18 protein-coding genes are annotated in these 16,658 nt (G+C 64.6%); 12 read left to right on the top strand and 6 right to left on the bottom strand.

Annotated features, from left to right (window positions below; genetic code table 11):
- The first annotated feature begins 184 nt into the window (after window positions 1-184).
- The gene (locus tag J2R76_RS24720) at window positions 185-946 is read left to right on the top strand and encodes a Crp/Fnr family transcriptional regulator (protein ID WP_076832525.1); all 762 of its coding nucleotides are present in this window, start codon (window positions 185-187) and stop codon (window positions 944-946) included.
- Window positions 947-1,202: 256 nt separating this feature from the next.
- Here the strand turns inward: J2R76_RS24720 and J2R76_RS24715 are convergent, their stop codons facing one another.
- Entirely contained in the window at window positions 1,203-2,612 is a 1,410-nt protein-coding gene (locus J2R76_RS24715; RefSeq protein WP_057015986.1) for a TAXI family TRAP transporter solute-binding subunit, read from the bottom strand.
- A gap of 425 nt (window positions 2,613-3,037) precedes the next feature.
- Here J2R76_RS24715 and J2R76_RS24710 point away from each other — a divergent pair, with 425 nt between their 5' ends.
- Entirely contained in the window at window positions 3,038-3,391 is a 354-nt protein-coding gene (locus tag J2R76_RS24710) for a DUF3307 domain-containing protein (RefSeq protein ID WP_082653700.1), read from the top strand.
- Between the two features lie 171 nt (window positions 3,392-3,562).
- A complete protein-coding gene (locus tag J2R76_RS24705; RefSeq protein WP_016847470.1) occupies window positions 3,563-3,964 on the top strand; it encodes a hypothetical protein in 402 nt (133 codons plus the stop codon).
- Between the two features lie 7 nt (window positions 3,965-3,971).
- On the opposite strand, the gene J2R76_RS24700 is transcribed toward J2R76_RS24705, so the two are convergent.
- Both J2R76_RS24700 and J2R76_RS24695 read right to left on the bottom strand, forming a co-directional pair.
- Complete coding sequence (locus J2R76_RS24700) at window positions 3,972-4,298, bottom strand: YkgJ family cysteine cluster protein (protein ID WP_057015988.1); 327 nt, start codon at window positions 4,296-4,298, stop codon at window positions 3,972-3,974.
- Window positions 4,298-4,996, bottom strand: a complete 699-nt coding sequence (locus J2R76_RS24695; RefSeq protein WP_028336549.1) for a YafY family protein — start codon at window positions 4,994-4,996, stop codon at window positions 4,298-4,300. The genes J2R76_RS24700 and J2R76_RS24695 overlap by 1 nt, the downstream gene beginning before the upstream one ends.
- Before the next feature lie 207 nt (window positions 4,997-5,203).
- Here J2R76_RS24695 and J2R76_RS24690 point away from each other — a divergent pair, with 207 nt between their 5' ends.
- Entirely contained in the window at window positions 5,204-5,437 is a 234-nt protein-coding gene (locus J2R76_RS24690; protein ID WP_057015989.1) for a hypothetical protein, read from the top strand.
- Window positions 5,438-5,501: 64 nt separating this feature from the next.
- Window positions 5,502-6,233, top strand: coding sequence for a glutathione S-transferase family protein (locus J2R76_RS24685; RefSeq protein ID WP_057015990.1), 732 nt, complete (start codon window positions 5,502-5,504; stop codon window positions 6,231-6,233).
- 75 nt (window positions 6,234-6,308) lie between these two features.
- Here J2R76_RS24685 and J2R76_RS24680 read toward each other — a convergent pair whose 3' ends face one another.
- Window positions 6,309-6,944: a pyridoxamine 5'-phosphate oxidase family protein gene (locus J2R76_RS24680; RefSeq protein ID WP_057015991.1), complete on the bottom strand. Its 636-nt coding sequence runs from the start codon at window positions 6,942-6,944 to the stop codon at window positions 6,309-6,311.
- Window positions 6,945-7,062: 118 nt separating this feature from the next.
- On the opposite strand from J2R76_RS24680, the gene J2R76_RS24675 reads away from it, so the two are divergent.
- Window positions 7,063-7,956, top strand: coding sequence for a LysR family transcriptional regulator (locus J2R76_RS24675; protein WP_253625118.1), 894 nt, complete (start codon window positions 7,063-7,065; stop codon window positions 7,954-7,956).
- Here J2R76_RS24675 and J2R76_RS24670 read toward each other — a convergent pair.
- Window positions 7,953-8,408: a PaaI family thioesterase gene (locus tag J2R76_RS24670; RefSeq protein ID WP_057015993.1), complete on the bottom strand. Its 456-nt coding sequence runs from the start codon at window positions 8,406-8,408 to the stop codon at window positions 7,953-7,955. The genes J2R76_RS24675 and J2R76_RS24670 overlap by 4 nt on opposite strands.
- A gap of 265 nt (window positions 8,409-8,673) precedes the next feature.
- Window positions 8,674-9,843, bottom strand: coding sequence for a 4-hydroxybenzoate 3-monooxygenase (gene pobA, locus J2R76_RS24665; RefSeq protein ID WP_253625117.1), 1,170 nt, complete (start codon window positions 9,841-9,843; stop codon window positions 8,674-8,676).
- Window positions 9,844-10,111: 268 nt separating this feature from the next.
- Here pobA and J2R76_RS24660 point away from each other — a divergent pair, with 268 nt between their 5' ends.
- From J2R76_RS24660 to J2R76_RS24635, 6 genes are all read left to right on the top strand, one after another.
- A complete protein-coding gene (locus J2R76_RS24660) occupies window positions 10,112-11,134 on the top strand; it encodes a TRAP transporter substrate-binding protein (RefSeq protein WP_253625116.1) in 1,023 nt (340 codons plus the stop codon).
- 172 nt (window positions 11,135-11,306) lie between these two features.
- Window positions 11,307-11,873, top strand: coding sequence for a TRAP transporter small permease (locus J2R76_RS24655; RefSeq protein ID WP_057015996.1), 567 nt, complete (start codon window positions 11,307-11,309; stop codon window positions 11,871-11,873).
- A 6-nt stretch (window positions 11,874-11,879) separates the two neighbouring features.
- On the top strand, window positions 11,880-13,196 hold the full coding sequence (locus J2R76_RS24650) for a TRAP transporter large permease (RefSeq protein WP_253625115.1): 1,317 nt from the start codon (window positions 11,880-11,882) through the stop codon (window positions 13,194-13,196).
- A 4-nt stretch (window positions 13,197-13,200) separates the two neighbouring features.
- Window positions 13,201-13,662, top strand: a complete 462-nt coding sequence (locus J2R76_RS24645) for a DUF3237 domain-containing protein (RefSeq protein ID WP_076832505.1) — start codon at window positions 13,201-13,203, stop codon at window positions 13,660-13,662.
- A 332-nt stretch (window positions 13,663-13,994) separates the two neighbouring features.
- Complete coding sequence (locus J2R76_RS24640; RefSeq protein WP_168857598.1) at window positions 13,995-14,789, top strand: crotonase/enoyl-CoA hydratase family protein; 795 nt, start codon at window positions 13,995-13,997, stop codon at window positions 14,787-14,789.
- On the top strand, window positions 14,786-16,657 hold the full coding sequence (locus J2R76_RS24635) for a feruloyl-CoA synthase (protein WP_253625114.1): 1,872 nt from the start codon (window positions 14,786-14,788) through the stop codon (window positions 16,655-16,657). The genes J2R76_RS24640 and J2R76_RS24635 overlap by 4 nt, the downstream gene beginning before the upstream one ends.
- Window position 16,658 lies beyond the last annotated feature (1 nt).

Here is a 16,658-nt window from a genome sequence, read left to right as displayed (position 1 = left end):
GGGGATCCGTATTTCACCGGTGGTACCACCGGGCGTCGAGGTGTGCGTGATGCTCGGGGATGTAACCGTCGCATCCTTGGGACGTCTGTACACTAGTGAACATACCTCAATAACTGTGCAAGGTAACATACGTAATTGAAGTCGGTCCTGCAGTTGCCCGATTAAACATGCGGGAGACCAATCGTTGGCGTCGCTAGTCCGGAAATTGGAGCAGTTTGCACGGCTTTCGCCGGTAGACCAGGTTCTTCTCAATCGCGCGTCTACCGAGCGCGTCCGCCATTTTGGTCCGCGGGTCGACATCGTCCGCGAGGGCGAGAAGCCGAAGGACGTCCATCTGATCCTGTCCGGCTGGGCCTATCGCTACAAGCAGCTCGAGGACGGCCGGCGTCAGATCGTGGCCTTCTTCCTGCCCGGCGACATTTGCGATGTGAACGTCTTCATCCTGCGCGAGATGGATCATTCGATCGGTACCGTCACCGCAGTGTCGATCGCCGACCTCTCCCGCGAATTCTTCGACAAGGTCGCAGCCGGACATCCGCGCATCGTGACCGCGTTCTGGTGGGAAACCCTGGTCAACGCGGCGATCCAGCGCGAATGGACCATGAGCCTCGGCCAGCGAACGGCGCTGGAGCGGATGGCCCATCTGCTGTGCGAGATCTGGCTCCGGCTGCGGGCCGCAGGCCTGACCCAGGGCGACAGCTGCGATTTCCCGCTGACCCAGGGCGATCTCGCCGATGCCACCGGGCTCTCCAAGGTTCACGTCAACCGAACGCTGCAGGAATTGCGCGCCGGCGGCCTGATCGTACTCAAGGGAAAGACCCTGGTCGTCCCCAATCTCGAGCGGCTGATGCACGCCGGCCTGTTCAACCCGAACTACCTGCATATGGATCACGAGGGACGGCAGCTCGACGCCGCTGCGACGCCGACGGACGCGGCGGTCGGGTGATAAGCGCTGCGCTCCGGTGCATGTCGAGAGCGTGCCGATGTATGGTTCACCGGCCGTTCAACATACGCGGTGTCGTCCTGGGGAAAGCCAGGACCCATTACCCCAAGTCTCAATTGTTGCGCGATGCTGGGGCCGCGATCCCGTTCATCAGCGAAAGCGGTGGTAATGGGTCCTGGCTTTCGCCAGGACGACAGTGGTGCATGCGGCGCGATCGCAGGGACGACAGTTGTATCTGTGGCGTGACCAACGGCTTGGTTCACCCATTGGCCGCCTTCACCACCACGAGGTTCTCGTCCGGCGTCGCCGGGTGGCGCTTGAGGTGATCGCGGCGCAGTGCGATCTCGTCGCGGACCAATTCGTAGCCGAGCTTGAACGTGTCCATTCCGTCGCCGGAAACGGTGCCGTCGCGCAGGCCGGTCACCGCGCCGCGCAGGATCGCCTCGAGCTCATCCTGCAATTCGTCGAGATGCTCGGCGCAAGTGGCGTGCTCGACGCGCTCGCCGATGTCGAGGATCCTGCCCGCCAGCTCGCTGGCCTTCTCCGGTGCGACGCGGGTGATCTTGGTGTAGATCGCGGCGAAGATCGAGCCGATGATGCTGAGCGCGGCGGCGCCGAGATACATCACGTCGCTGTAGCGATCCATGAACGACTTGGTATCGTCGTTGATGTATTCGGCGGCGCCCTGATGGGCGACGATGAAGGCGTCCTTGTCGGTCGCCGCCGGCTCGATCTTGGAGGCAAAGCCGTCGTCGAGCGCGAGCTCCGACTTGTTCTCATAGATGATGCGCGCGAGCTCGGCGGCTGTCGTCGTGGACATCGAGGATTGCGCGACCAGCAGCCATTCCAGCCCGATGGTGTCGACCTCGTCATCGGGGATCGCCGGCGAGGACGACAGCATGCCGGTCGAGACCGTCTCCTCCGAAATCGCCGGGTATTTGCGCGCCAGCGCCTTGGCCGCGTCGATCGCATTCAGCGTGAAGCCGCCGGCGCGCTTGGCATATTGCTCGTAGGTCTTGTCCTTCACGATCTTCGAAGCATGCTCGATCGCGATCACGGCGGCAAAGCCGGAGGCGAACAGCTTGTCGAAAGGTGTGTTCGGCGGCGCCTGCTGTACCCGCTGCGCCGCGTCGGGGCTGTCCGCAATCTCGAGCGCGCTGCGGACGAAATTGACGCTGTTCTCGCCGTCGCCGACGACCGCGATCCGCTTCTTCTTGAGCTCGCTCAGCGATTTGATCTTCTTGCCGCCGGGGCTGAGCACCAGCACCACGTCATGCTCGAGGATCGCGATGGCGCGGGCACGCGGCGGCACCCTTGCGTCGGTACGCAGGATGGCAAGCGAGGCGTCGCGGCGATCGAATTGCGCCAGCGCCCTGGCGTTGTCGGGGTTCGGCGCGATCTTCAGCCGCAGCCGCGACGAATTGTTCTTCAGCACGGTGGCGAGCTTGGCGGCGAATTTCGCCTCCGGGCCCTTGGCATCGCCGACCGCGAACACCAGCAATTCGGAATTGCGCAGCCAGAGCCGGCCGCCGATCACGGTGACCGCGCTCAGGAGCAGCGTCAGCAGGGTGAAGACGATGATCTGCGCGCGGTTGGTCTTGACGACCGGTTTGGCGACCGGAGGGCTCGGCGGCGGCAGCGGCGCAGGCGAGGGGGCTTCGGCACTCATGGCTGATTACCTGGCTCATCACCCGTCCGGGACGGCCCGTTGCCGCGACCCGATCGGCGCGGCGCTGCCCGGTGAATCCGTAAATGGCTATAAAAGAAAGAAAATTTCCTATGTTGCCGACGATATACCTCCCCGGGGGGAATGCAAACCGGCCGCCGGCCGTAACCTTAATCTCGGCCGGCCTGCGCCGCGATGCCACATGACCATTGCCACTATCGACGGTCGGAGCGAGATGTGTTTTTCGAGGAGGCGCAGGTGCATTCCGGCGCCGGAGATGTCATAAATGAGACACGCTTCGGTTTGCGGAATTGTGCTGACGGCCTGACCCGGATTTCTTGCAATCACATTCATCGAAGTAAAAGGGCGTCAGCTTGTTGTTTCCCTCCATGTCATCGTCGGTGTCGGTTGGTGCCCTGGTGGGATGGATGTCGCTTCTCACCGCAAAGCACATCATCGCCGACTTCATGCTGCAGAACGCCTGGATGGCGATCGGAAAGGACCAGAAGACCGGCTGGGCGCTGCCGCTGCTGGCGCACTGCCTGGTCCATCTCGCGGTCGCGCTGGCGCTGATCCTGGTGGTGGCGCCGCGGTTCTGGTATGTCGCCTTCATCGACTTCGTGATCCACATCATCGTCGATCGGGCCAAGGGCATCTGCGCCTCGCATTTCGGCGTGACGCTGGAATCCGGCCACCCCTGGTTCTGGACCCTGATCGGGGTCGACCAGGCGCTGCACCACCTCACCGGCTTCGCGCTGTCGATCTACATGGCCGCGAACTGAGCGGCTCGCGCGCACCTTTCCTCCCGTCCTGAACCACGAATCCAGCCGGGTTGCGGCGGGCGGATGTGATTCGCGCGCAACGGGCAAGACCCTCCGGAAGCGACCGGAGGCCGTGGTTAACCTTTCGTTAGAGGATTACGCGGCATCTTCCCGATCGAGGGGGATTTGCAAATGTTTTCAAGCCGCGACGCCTTCGAGAACGATGCCTGCCCGGTGGCCGACGATCTGCTCGGCCAGATGTATCGCGCCAATCCGAACGGGCTCTCGTTGCTGGTTGCCAATGTCGCGCCCGATGTCAGGGCGAGGCTCGCGCTGTTCTGCTATCGCCGCAGCCATCTGCACGCGCTCGCGGTCGCGATCGCGTCGAGCTGCAGCGAGTGGGAGCTGGCGAATTCAGGCGGCCGTGTCGGCTCGACGCTCTACGCGCTGTCGCGCGAGCCGGCCCGCGCCGCCACCGTTTCGCATGGTGGCCGCAAGCCGATCACGCTGTCGACCAAGCCGCTGACGACCTTCGCGCCGATCGTCGATGACGAACTCGACGACGAGGACGTCAGCGACAGGGTCACGGCGTAACGTCTGGTTAGATCGGCTGCGCGCTCGCGATGAGCGGCAGCCCGTGCCGGCGCCGCGCCATCGCGCATTCCGCGTCGCCCGGCTGGCAGGTCCGGCATACTTCCGGCCGCACCGCATAGACTTCGCAGCGCGTTGCTTCTCCGACCCGGCCCGCTAGCGCCGAGCAGCGATCGCCCTCGCAGCGCATGCCTGATTGTCGCGCATTGACGAATTGCGGTGGGATCAGATCGAGCTGCGCGTCGTCCTCGATGGTGAAGCGCGGCCAGTTCTCCGAATAGCTGCAGCAGGCGCCGCAGGACTGGCAGGGGCTTGTGTCGGTCGCGTTGTCGGCCATCACGTGTCCCTCGGCGCTTCCCAGACCAGGCTGCGCCGCCAGCGCGCCCTGAGCAGGTCGCGCCGCTCCGGATACTTCTCGTCGTGATAGACCGCCGTGACCACGCGGTCGGTGCGGAAGCTGCGGAAATCCTTGCGCAGCTCGCACCAGGCGGCGAGCAGCCGCACCGCCTCGTGATAGCCGACCGCGATCGGCCAGATCGTGCGCTCGCTATCGCGGCCATGCTCGTCGCGATAGTTCAGCGTGATCTTCTTGCCCTCATGGATCTGGCTGCGGGTCCTGACCATGTCGATGCGGTCGGGCTCCCGGTTCCAGGCCGAGCGGGCCCGGCTCGCCGGCTCCAGCACGAACGGCCGCAGCCGGTCGGGCACGGTCTCGGCGATCTTGGCCATCAGGTCCTCGGCCGCGCGCGCCAGCGCGGGATCGGCGTGGCCGACCACCCATTGCGCGCCGAGCACGCAGGCCTCGATCTCGTCGGGTGTCAGCATCAAGGGCGGCAGGTCGAATCCCTTCTCCAGGATGTAGCCCATGCCGGCCTCGCCGCGGATCGGCACCCGCTGCTCGATCAGGCTGGCGATGTCGCGATAGATCGTCCGCTTCGATGTCTCGAGCTCGGCGGCGATTGCATCGGCAGTCAAAGGCTTACGGGTGCGTCGGAGCACCTGGATGATCTGAAACAGCCGGTCGGCGCGTCTCATGGCAACTCTCTCGATCGCTCTCTTGGCACGTGTCTTGTCGAGTGTCTCGGTAGCTGTTTTGGCAGCCGTCTTGACGAGTGTCTTGACGGGTCTCGTCGTCTCTCGGTGCGCAGGCTTTTCTGGGTCCCGTCCGGCTGCTGCTGACAGCATGTTGGCAGCAGGTGGGGGCTATATCAGGACAACACCTCAAGTGAAGGGAATTTGTCCATGACGAATCTTGACGAACTCGGTTTCCGGCAGGCGCAAGGCTTTGCGCTGGAACAGCTGGTCACGGTCTACTCCACCTCCGGCGACCTGCGCTGGGCCCTGGTCGCGCTGATCGCACAGTCGATCAGCACGGTCTGGTCCTACGGGCGGGCACGGCTGGTCAAGCGCGTTCGCGGGGCGGTTCGCCGCCTCGCACCCGCCGGCCCGTTCGACAGTGAATGCCACTACTGCTGACACCATGCTGGCAGCAGGGGACGGCTAGCTTCAATTCACGACCACAGGCGATCGGGAGCTTCACATGATTACGCTTTTTGGCTTTGGCACGGGCTTCGGCTTGCCGGAAATCAGCCCCTTCGTGACCAAAACCGAGGTCCAGCTCAAGATGGCCGGGCTCGACTATCGCAAGGAGAAGGCGATGCCACCGGCCTCTCCCAAGGGCCAGCTGCCGTTCATCGTCGACGACGGCGAGACGATCGCCGATTCGACCTTCATCCGCGCCCATATCGAGGGCAAATACGGCTTCGATTTCGACGCGCCGCTCAGCCTGCAGGCGCGCGCCCAGGCCTGGGCCTTCGAGCGCATGATCGAGCATCACGTCTACTGGGCGCTGGTCGGCGCGCGCTGGGTCGACGACACCAATTTCGCCAAGGGGCCCGCGCATTTCTTCGACGGCGCGCCCGACCATATGCGCGACAAGATGCGCGAGGACGCCCAGTTCCGCGTTGCCGAGAACTATCTGCTGAGCGGGCTTGGCCGTCACGGACCGGACGAAGACGTCGATCTCGCGATCCGCTCGCTGTTCGCGCTGTCTGTGCAACTCGGCGACAAGCCGTATCTGATGGGCGATGCGCCGTGCGGCACCGATGCCACCGCGTTCGGCGCGCTGGCGGGAATCCTCACCCCGTTCTTCGATTCGCCGCTGCGCGAGCGCACCGAGAAGTTCGACAATCTCACCGCCTATGTCGGCCGGATGATGCGGCAATACTATCCGGAATTCGCCTGGGCGCCGCTGCAGCAGCAGGCGGCCTAAAGCGCGATCGCGCTTTAGGTTTAGTTCGGGGCATGATCCTTTCGGAAAACCGCTTCGCACTTTTCCGGATCATGCCTAAGCCGGCGCGGCAGGAGCGGGCTGGCCCTTCAATGCGGCCAGCTCCGCCTCGAGCTCGGCGATGCGCTGGTCGCGCGAGGCCAGCGCTGCCGCCACATCGGCCGCGTCGAACTTTTGCGGAATGTGCTGCGGGCAGTTGGTGTCCCACGCCGTGACCTTGAACAGGATCACCTGCTCGGGCCGCGCCCGGTAGCCCTGCGGCATCAGCGTGCGGGTCAGCGCCGGATCGTCCTCCACCACCTTCGCCTCGCCCCACAGCTTGACGCGGCGGCGGTGCGCGTAATCCATCACGAAGATATAGGCCTTGGCATTCTCCGAGAGATTGCCCTGGGTGATGAACTGGCGATTGCCGCTGTAGTCGGCGAACGCGATGGTGTGCTTGTCGAGCACCTTGATAAAACCCTTCGGTCCGCCGCGATGCTGGATGTAGGGCTGGCCGTCGGCCGAGGCGGTCGCGAGATAGAAGCTGTTCACCTCGCCGAGGAAGCCGGCGAGGTTCTCGTCGATCTCGCTGCGCCAGCCGCCATGTGCCTCGACTTCGGCGTAGGTGGCGCGTGAGCCCTTGCGGGTCTGGATCGCCTTCACCGCCGGACTGAATGCGACGTCGCTCGCATAGCTGTGACCATCTGACATCGGAGCCTCCCGTGACGGGCGCCTGAGTGGTTGTCCTCGCCGCTCAAGATGGACATTCCCAGATCGTAAGCAATCTTGTGCATTGACACTTCACTGTTGCCGATTATGCAATAGTGCCATGGACCGGATCGACGCCATGCAGGCCTTCGTCGCGGTGGCGGACCTCGAGGGGTTCGCCCCCGCCGCCCGCAAGCTCGGCCTGTCGCCGTCCGCCATCACGCGGCTGATCGCGGCGCTGGAGGAGCGGCTCGGCGCGCGGCTGCTGCAGCGGACCACGCGGCAGGTGACGCTGACGGACGCCGGCTCGCGCTATCTGGAGCGGGCGCGCCGGATCCTCGCCGATGTCGAGGAGGCCGAGGACGCGGTGGAGAACGAGCGCACCCGCCCCGAGGGGCGGCTGGTGATCTCGGCACCGTTCGGCTTCGGGCGGCTCCATGTCAGCCCGGTGGTGAGCGCCTATCTGAAGCGCTATCCCGGCGTCGGCGTCGACCTGCGGCTGTCGGACCGCAGGATCAATCTGGTCGAGGACGGCGTCGACCTCGCGGTCAGGCTCGGGCACCTGCCGGATTCGACGCTGGTGGCGCGGCATGTCGGCCGGATGCGCCGCATCGTGGTGGCGTCGGCCGGCTATCTCAAGCTTCGCGGCAGGCCGAAGCGGCCGGCGGACCTCACCGCCCACGACACGATCCAGTTCGGCGCCATGACCGCGACGCCGGATTGGCGCTTCATGGAGGATGGCCGCGAAGTCCGCATCACCCCTACGCCGCGCTTCACCAGCAACAGCTCGGACGCCGCCATCCAGTACGCCGAGCAGGACGGCGGACTGACCCGGGTGATGGCCTACCAGGCGGCCGAATCGCTGAAGGCGCGGCGGCTCCAGATCGTGCTCGCCGAGTTCGAGCAGCCGGCTGTGCCGATCCACGTCGTCTATCCGACGACGCGGCTGTTGTCGGCCAAGGTGCGGACCTTCATCGATCTCGTGACCGAGGTCACCGACTGGTATTTCGACTAGCTCACCGGCGGCTTCTTCGGCACCACGCGGAAGGTGCCGTTGGCGCGCGCGATGGTCACCCCGTCGGCCTTGATCAGGCTCTGCGCGAAGCAGATCGTGCTGCCGGTCTTGATCACGTCGCTCTCGATCGCGAGCCATTGCCCGACCTTGGCGGAGCCTACGAAATCGACCGCGAGCGAGATCGTCACGAACGAGGTGGTCCAGCCGGTCGCCTGGCCGCAGCTATAGCCCATCGCGTTGTCGGCAAGGGCTGCGATCAGGCCGCCATGGATCAGGCCGCGGCCGTTGGTATGCGGCCTCGCCAGCCGCAGGCCGATGATGACGGCACGCTCGGTCTTCTTCTGGTAAAGCGGCTCCCAGGGCTCGGTGAGCGGGCTCTTGCGGAACAGCGGCTCGAAGCCTTGAGGGACGTCTTGGGGATTGTCGGGCACGACTTGCGTATCGGTGGTCATCTGAAGCTCGCATATGACGTTGGGTTGACGCCATTGAACGCGATGTCGATGACGGTTTCACCGCCTACAAAGTTTTAAACGGGATTTGCACGGCTGTTTGAAGCGGCCCGGCTCGTCATCACCCGCGAAAGCGGGTGATCCAGTATTCCAGAGACCGCACCGCATGAATCGAGAAGCCGCGGCGTACTGGATACCCCGCATGCGCGGGGTATGACGACGGAGATTGCGAAGAGGATGCTGCTCGACAAAAGCATCCGCGACTTATCTAGAACGGCAGCCCCACATAATTCTCCGCCAGCGAGGTCGAGGCCGCCTTCGAGCTGACGAGGTAGTCGAGCTCGGCGATCTGGATGCGCGCGGCGAATTCGCCCTCGTCGGGGAATTTGTGCAGCATCGAGGTCATCCACCAGGAGAAGCGCACCGCCTTCCAGACCCGCGCCAGCGCGCGTCCCGAATAGGCATCGATGCCGGCGGAGGATTTCTCGTCGTAGTATTCGCGCAGCGCCTGCGACAGATAATGCACGTCGCTGGCGGCAAGGTTGAGGCCCTTGGCACCGGTCGGCGGCACGATGTGCGAGGCGTCGCCCGCCAGAAACATGCGGCCGAACCGCATCGGCTCGGCGACGAAGCTGCGCAGCGGCGCGATGCTCTTTTCGATCGAGGGGCCGGTGACGATCTCGTCGGCGGCCTTCTGGTCGAGGCGCCGCTTCAATTCGTCCCAGAACCGCTCGTCCGACCATTGGTCGACATGATCGTCGAGCGGGCACTGCACGTAATAGCGGCTGCGGTGGGACGAGCGCATCGTGCACAGCGCAAAGCCGCGCTCGTGGTTGTTGTAGATCAGCTCCGGCGAGACCGGCGGCGTCTCCGAGAGGATGCCGAGCCAGCCGAACGGATACACCCGTTCGTAGCTGGTGATCGCCGACGCCGGCATGCTGGCGCGGCTGATGCCGTGGAAGCCGTCGCAGCCGGCGATGAAGTCGCAGGCGATCTCGTGGGTGACGCCGTCCTTGACGTAGCTGACGCGCGGATGATCGGTATCGAAATCAAGCGGCTTGACGTCGGCCGCCGAGTAGATCGAGGTCAGGCCGGCCGCCTTGCGGGCATTCATCAGGTCGAGCGTGACCTCGGTCTGGCCGTAGATGGTCACGGTCTTGCCGGTCGATCCATGCAGGTCGATGCGGTGCCGTGCGCCGCCGAACGCCAGTTCGAGACCGTGATGGATCAGGCCCTCCTGGTGCAGCCGGGCAGCGGCGCCGACGCTCTCGAGCAGCGACACGGTGCCTTCCTCGAGCAGCCCGGCGCGAATCCGCCCCAGCACATAGTCCGGGGTCTGCCGCTCAAGAATGATGTTGTCTACGCCGAAAGTATGAAGTAGTTGCCCAAGCAACAGTCCGGCCGGACCTGCACCAATGATTGCTACTTTTGTCCGCAATACCTTGTCCTCCCGATCGGATAGGCTTTTAGCCGGTGCCCGCGCCGGCAACTTGCCAAGGCAACTATATCATATAACGATTTTGGCAAGGCGGATTTGCGCGGGACCCGCGCGTTCGCCGCAGCGCAAGATGCGGTGGCGCGGGACCGGGCGGAGGGTGCGACGAGGCGTCCGCCCGCCGGATTTCATCTTGAATATCCGCGCGAATTAGATAACATGTTAAGTAATGAGCCGGGCACGAAGCCCGTCCTGGAGAGGAGGAGACGTGATGAGGAAGACAATGTTGGCGGTGGTGATGGCCGCCGCCATCGTGCCGGCCGCGGGACCTGCCGTCGCGCAGGACAGGACCGTCAATCTCAAGGTGTCGCTATGGGTGCCGCCGGCGCATCCGCTGGTGCCCGCGACCCAGGCCTGGGCCGCCGACATCGAGAAGGCATCGGGCGGCACCATCAAGGTCACCGTGTTTCCGTCCGAGCAACTCGGCAAGGCGTTCGACCATTACGACATGGCGCGCGACGGCATCGCCGACGTCACCTATGTCAATCCTGGCTATCAGCCCGGCCGTTTCCCGATCGCGGCCGCCGGCCAGCTTCCGTTCACCTTCTCCGACGGCAAGAAGGGCACGCTGGCGCTGAACGAGTGGTATCACAAATATGCGCCGACCGAGATGAAGGACACCAAGCTGTGCTTCGCCTTCATCCACGATCCGGGCGCGCTGCACGGCAAGAAGAAGATCGTGCTGCCGAGCGACCTCTCCGGCGTCAAGGTGCGGCCCGCGCAGAGCACCATCGGCGAGATGGTGAAGATGTTCGGCGGCACCAATGTGCAGGCCTCCGCGCCGGAATCGCGCGACGCGATCGAGCGCGGCGTGGCCGACGAGATCACCTTCCCCTGGGGCTCGATCTTCCTGTTCGGCATCGACAAGGTGGTGAAGTACCACATGGACGTGCCGCTCTATTCGACGGTGTTCACCTACAACATGAACCTCGCCAAATATAATTCGATGTCGGCTGCCCAGAAGAAGGTGATCGACGATCACTGCACGCCGGAATGGGCCTCCAAGGTCACCGACCCCTGGACCGATTTCGAAGCCAATGGCCGCACCAAGATGAAGGCGCTGGAAGGCCACGAGGTCTATCCGCTGACTTCGGATCAGCTCGCCGAGTGGAAGAAGGCGGTCAAGCCGCTGCGCGACAGCTGGGCCGAGGCGGTGAAGAAGGCCGGCGGCGATGCGGCAAAGATCGATGCCGATCTGCAGGCCACGCTGAAGAAGTTCGAGGCGGGGATCTGATCCCGCTCCCCTTCACCTCTCCCCGATTGCGGGGAGAGGTCGGATCGCATCGTCAGATGCGATCCGGGTGAGGGGGTACAGGTCTCACCGCATTCACGACTCGTGGAAGCAGCCCCTCACCCCAACCCTCTCCCCGCAAGAGCGGGGGAGAGGGAGCTCATCGAAGCAACGCATGACGCAATCTGCCGAAGTTTCCCAAGACGGCGCGATCACCGGCCCACCCGAGCCGGCGCGCAAGAATTTCATGGATCGCTTCATCGATTCGATCGAATGGGTCGCGGCCTTCTTCGTTGGCGTCGTCGCGCTCAACACCTTCACCGCGGTGTTCATGCGCAAATTCTTCGCGGTGACGATCCCCGACTACTACAATTTCGGCCAGTTCCTGCTCGGCATCCTGATCTTCTGGGGAATTGCGGCGACGAGCTATCGCGGTACCCACATTACGGTGGATCTGGTCTGGGCCAATGCCTCGCCGCGCTACCAGCGCTGGATCGACATCTTCGCGACGCTGGTGCTGCTGTTCGTGGTGAGCGTGCAGACCTACACGCTGGTCGACAAGGTGATCGACACCAGGAACAGCCATATCGTCACCATGGATCTCGGCGTGCCGGTCTGGCCGTTCTTCCTGGTGTCGTGGATCGGCGACGTCTCCGCGGTGCTGCTGATCGCGATCCGCACCTACCGCCTGATCTTCCATCCGGAAGATATCCATGACGCCAAGATCAAGACCGCGGAGTAGACGGCCATGAGTCTCGACCTCAGTCCCGAGACCGTCGCCGTCATCGGCTTTGTCAGCCTGTTCGTGCTGATGCTGCTCCGTGTCCCCGTCGGCATGGCGATGGGCCTCGTCGGCATCACCGGCTTTGGCTATCTCACCGGCTTCGCGCCGGCGCTCAAGCTGGTCGGCCAGACCACGATGCGCACGGTGACGGATTATTCCTTCGGCGTGATCCCGATGTTCCTGCTGATGGGCGCCTTCGTGTCGGTCTCGGGAATCAGCCGCGAGCTGTTCCGCGCCGCCAACACCTTCGTCGGCCATTGGAAGGGTGGGCTCGGCATTGCGACGATCGCCGCCTGCGGCGGCTTCGCCGCGATCTCCGGCTCGTCGGTCGCGACCGCCGCGACCTTCTCGGCCGTCGCCTATCCCGAGATGCGCCGCTTCGGCTATCCGCAATCATTCGCCGCCGGCGTGATCGCGGTCGGCGGCACGCTCGGAGCGATGCTGCCGCCGTCCACCGTGCTCGCGGTCTACGGCATCATCACCCAGCAGGACATCGGCAAGCTGTTCATCGCGGGCGTGGTGCCGGGCCTGCTCGCGATCCTGATGCATATGATCACGATCGGCATCATCGGCGTGACGCGGCCCGCTTTCCTGCCGGCGGGAAAGAAGGCGTCGTGGCACGAGCGCTTCGTTGCGCTGCGCGACGTCTGGTCGCCGCTGCTGCTGTTCCTGTTCGTGATCGGCGGGCTCTATGGCGGCTTCTTTGTCCCGACCGAAGCCGGCGCGGTCGGCGCGGTGGGCGCCTTCATCATCGGTATCCTCCGCGGCAAGCTGACCAGGGACGGCATCCTGCAATCGCTGCTGCAGGCGACGCGCACCGCGGCCGCCGTGTTCACGGTGCTGATCGGCGCGCTCTGCTTCCGCTATTTCCTCACCATCACCCAGACGCCGCAGCACGTCACTGAATTCCTCACCGGGCTTGGCATCGGCCCCTATGGCGTGCTGGCGCTGATCCTCCTGATGTATCTGGTGCTCGGCTGCCTGATGGACGCGATGGCGATGGTGATCCTCACCGTGCCGATCGTGTTTCCGGTGGTGACCGCGCTCGGCTTCGATCCGATCTGGTTCGGCATCATCATCGTCATGACGGTCGAGCTCGGCCTGATCCATCCGCCGGTCGGTATGAACGTGTTCGTGATCAAGAGCGTCATCAAGGACGTCAACATGTCGACGATCTTTGTCGGGGTGCTGCCGTTCGTCATCACCGACCTGATCCGGCTGGTGATCCTGATCCTGTTCCCGCTGCTCGCGACCTGGCTGCCGCAGCGCATGATTGGTTAGGCCTATGAATCCCGAGCTTGAGACCAGATACGTCTTCACCATCACCGCCCGGATCGCGGAGGTGACGTCCGCCGGCGACATCGGCACCGGCGTCCGCCGCATCATTCCGATCATCGGCGGCGAGGTGAAGGGCGAGAAGGTCAACGGCAAGGTGCTGGCGTTCGGTGCGGACTTCCAGATCATCCGGCCCAATGAGCTGATCGAGCTGGAGGCGAAATATGCGTTCGAGACCGACGACGGCGCCGTCGTCTATGTCGAGAACAAGGGCATCCGCTTCGGGCCGGTCGAGCTGTTGCAGAAGCTGAAGCGCGGCGAGCCGGTCGACCCGAAGCTGATCTATTTCCGCACCGTGCCGAAATTCGAAACCGGCGCCGAAAACTACCGCTGGCTGATGCAGCACATCTTCGTCGGCTCCGCCGCCCGCCACGCCGACCGCGTCGTGATCGACGTGCATCAGGTGCTGTAGCTTCGCACACTTGCCGTCTCACCCGCCGGGATCCGCCACACATTCGGTGTCGTCCCTGCGAAGCAGGGACCCATACTCCGCGGTCTGTGCCGTGAACGGGACTCGTCGTTCCGCCGTCGCGCAGCAATAACCGTTTGTGGTTATGGGTCCCCGCTTTTCGCAGGGACGACGGGTGGAGGGAGCCGCGCGTATCAACTCCATCACCGTCACCCTGAGGAGGCCGCGCAGCGGCCGTCTCGAAGGGTCGATGGCCACCAGCCGTGCGCGCCCATATTGACTCTCCCGCTAATCGTTATAAAACATAACTATTCTGAACGGGAAACAATAACGCCATGGGAAACGCTGCCGGCGAGGGAGACGCCTCGCTGCTCAGGATCGAGACGCGAGGGGCGGTGCTGACGGTCGGGCTGAACCGTCCCGCCAAGCGCAATGCGCTGAACGACGGCATCATCCTGGCGCTGCGGGATTGCTTCTCCGCGATACCGGATGCGGTCGGCGCCGTCGTCATCCATGGCATCGGCGACCACTTCTCGTCCGGCCTCGACCTCTCCGAACTGACCGAGCGCGACGCCACCGAGGGCCTGGTGCATTCCCAGATGTGGCATCGCGTGTTCGACCGCATCCAGTATTGCCGCGTGCCTGTCATCGCCGCACTGAAGGGCGCGGTGATCGGCGGCGGACTGGAGTTGGCTTGCGCCGCGCATATCCGCGTCGCCGAGCCGTCGGCCTATTTCGCGCTGCCCGAGGGCCAGCGCGGCATCTTCGTCGGCGGCGGCGGATCGGTGCGGCTGCCGCGCCTGATCGGCGTGCCCAGGATGGCGGACATGATGCTGACCGGGCGGGTCTATTCGGCGACCGAGGGCGCCGCCTACGGCTTCTCGCAATACCTCACCGAGGCCGACGGCGCGCTGCCGAAAGCGCTGGAGCTTGCCGAGCGCGTCGCCGCCAATGCGCCGCTGACCAACTTCGCCGTGTTGCAGGCGCTGCCGATGATCGCCGAGGCCAATCCGCAGACCGGCCTGTTGATGGAATCGCTGATGGCGACGGTGGCGCAGAGCGACAAGGAAGCCAAGAAGCGCATCCGCGCGTTTCTTGATCGCAAGACCGCCAAGGTAAAGCCGACATGAGCGCCGCGCCGTCTGCGAACACTGCGAGCGCGCATCCGCTGCGCCCGATCTCGTTCGGCAATCCCGACGTTACCGTCGAGCGCCGCGACGACGGCACCATCTATCTCCGACCGAAGCTCAGCCTCGCCGATTTTCCGGTTCGCCTCACCGATCGCCTGCACCACTGGGTAAAGGCCGAGCCGAACCGCGTGTTCATGGCCGAGCGTGCCCCCGGTGGCGGCTGGCGGCAAATCACCTACGCGCAATTGCTCGAGTCTATCAGGCGCATCGCCTCCGCATTGATCGCGCGCGGATTGTCGGCCGAGCGGCCGATCGTGATCCTGTCGGGCAATTCGATCGATCATGCCCTGATGGCGCTCGGCGCGCTCTATGCCGGCGTTCCGTTCTGCCCGGTGTCGCCGGCCTATTCGCTGGTGTCGCGCGACTATGGCAAGCTCAGCTTCGTCATCAAGCTTCTGACGCCGGGCCTCATCTTTGTCGACGATGCCGATAAATTCGCCGACGCGCTGCGTGCCAATATCGGATCCGATGTCGAGATCGCCGCGAGCCGCGGCACCGTGCCCGGCCGTGAGGTGACGCGCCTTGCCGGCCTCTTGGCGACGCCGGAAGACCCGCGCCTCGATGCGGCCCATGCGGCAATCGGTCCGGACACGATCGCGAAATTCCTGCTGACGTCGGGGTCGACCGGCAATCCCAAGGCCGTTATTAACACCCAGCGCATGATCTGCGCCAACCAGGTGATGCTGCGCGAGACGTTGGCGTTCCTCAAGGACGAGCCGCCGGTGATCGTCGACTGGCTGCCGTGGAATCACACCTTTGGTGGCAACCATAACGTCGGGCTGACGCTCTATAACGGCGGCTCGATGTATCTCGATGAGGGCAAGCCGATGCCCGGCGGCATCGAGGAGACGGTGCGTAACCTGCGCGAGATCTCGCCGACGGTCTATTTCAACGTGCCCAAGGGCTATGAATCGCTGCTGCCCTATCTGCGCGACGACGCCGGTCTGCGGGCAAAATTCTTCGACCGGCTGCATGCGATGTTCTTCTCGGGCGCCGCGCTGTCGCCGTTCGTCTGGAACAGCCTCGATGCGCTCGCCGTGCAGGAGAAGGGCTATCGCGTGCCCATGCTGACCGGCCTCGGCGCCACCGAGACTTCGCCGTTCTTCATGTCGGTGCGCCCGGATACCAGCCGCTCCGGCCATGTCGGGCTTCCGGTGTCGGGCAATGACGCGAAGCTCGTTCCGAACAACGGCAAGCTCGAGGTCCGCGCCAAGGGCCCGAACGTGACCCCGGGCTATTGGCGGCAGCCCGAGCTGACCGCCAAGGCGTTCGACGAGGAGGGCTTTTACAAGTTCGGCGACGCGCTGAAGCCTGCCGACGCTGGTGATCTTGATGCCGGTTTCGATTTCGACGGCCGCATCGCCGAGGATTTCAAGCTGGCGAGCGGCACCTGGGTCAGCGTCGGACCGTTGCGGGCGCGCTTCGTCGGCACCTGCGCGCCGCTGGTGCGCGACGTCGTGATCGCGGGGCTCAACCGCGACGAGCTCGCCGCGATCGTGATCCTCGATCTCGACGGCTGCCGCCTGATCAATCCGCAGCTCGCCTCTGGCGACATCGCCGTCGCGGCCAATGATCCGCTGGTGCGGACGGCCTTCCGCGAGCGCTTCGCGCGCGTCCTGGCCGGCGCCACCGGCTCGTCGAACCGGATCGCGCGCGCGATCCTGCTCGACACGCCGCTGTCGATCGATCGCGGCGAGGTCACCGACAAGGGCTCGATCAACCAGCGCGCGGTGCTGGAGCATCGCACGGACATCATCGAAGCGCTTTATGCGCCGGTGCCGCCGGCATCGGTGATCACGTCAGTCTAGT

Origin of the sequence: Bradyrhizobium sp. USDA 4532 (genome assembly GCF_024171315.1) — a bacterium.
Classification (GTDB): domain Bacteria; phylum Pseudomonadota; class Alphaproteobacteria; order Rhizobiales; family Xanthobacteraceae; genus Bradyrhizobium; species Bradyrhizobium australafricanum.
Note: the sequence above shows the minus strand (reverse complement) of the source record. Positions and strands in the feature narration are given on the sequence as shown.